This is a genomic window from Kitasatospora putterlickiae (assembly GCF_039527695.1).
GTDB lineage: Bacteria > Actinomycetota > Actinomycetes > Streptomycetales > Streptomycetaceae > Kitasatospora > Kitasatospora putterlickiae.
This window is the reverse complement of record NZ_BAAAKJ010000020.1, coordinates 33,911-34,397: the sequence shown is the minus strand read 5'-3', so window position 1 is coordinate 34,397 and position 487 is coordinate 33,911. Positions and strand designations below refer to the sequence as shown.

Annotated in this window: 1 protein-coding gene; it reads right to left on the bottom strand. The window is 71.3% G+C overall.

What is annotated here, in order from left to right; genetic code table 11:
* Positions 1-32: 32 nt before the first annotated feature.
* Entirely contained in the window at positions 33-464 is a 432-nt protein-coding gene (locus tag ABD308_RS02415) for a M67 family metallopeptidase (protein ID WP_344324731.1), read from the bottom strand.
* Positions 465-487: the final 23 nt, after the last annotated feature.

Genomic DNA, 487 nt, shown 5'->3' with positions numbered 1-487 from the left:
CGGTCGGCGGGCCCCGCCCAGGTGGGTGCGGGTCAGGCCGGGTAGGCCTCGACGACCTGGACGTCTTCCTCCGTGATCACGCCGTCCACGATGCGGAACGAGCGGAACTGGTACGCGTCGTCGGGGCCGTTGCCCTCCGCGGTCGAGACCAGGACGTAGTGGGCGTTCGGCTCGGAGGCGTAGCTCACGTCGGTGCGCGAGGGGTAGGCCTCGGTGGCGGTGTGCGAGTGGTAGACGATCACCGGCTCCTCGTCCCGGTCGTCCATCTCGCGGTAGAGCTTGAGCAGGTCACCCGAGTCGAACTCGTAGAAGGTGGGCGAGCGGGCGGCGTTGAGCATCGGGATGAACCGCTCGGGGCGGCCGCTGCCCTCCGGCCCGGCGACCACGCCGCAGGCCTCGTCCGGGTGGTCGGCGCGGGAGTGGGCGACGATCGCGTCGCGCAGTTCTCGGGTGATGGTCAGCATGGCGCCAGGATAGCCACGCCCCG

Excerpts from the sequence above, each read along its gene's own strand:
- ABD308_RS02415 (WP_344324731.1), bottom strand. The coding sequence starts at position 464 with ATGCTGACCATCACCCGAGAACTGCGCGACGCGATCGTCGCCCACTCC.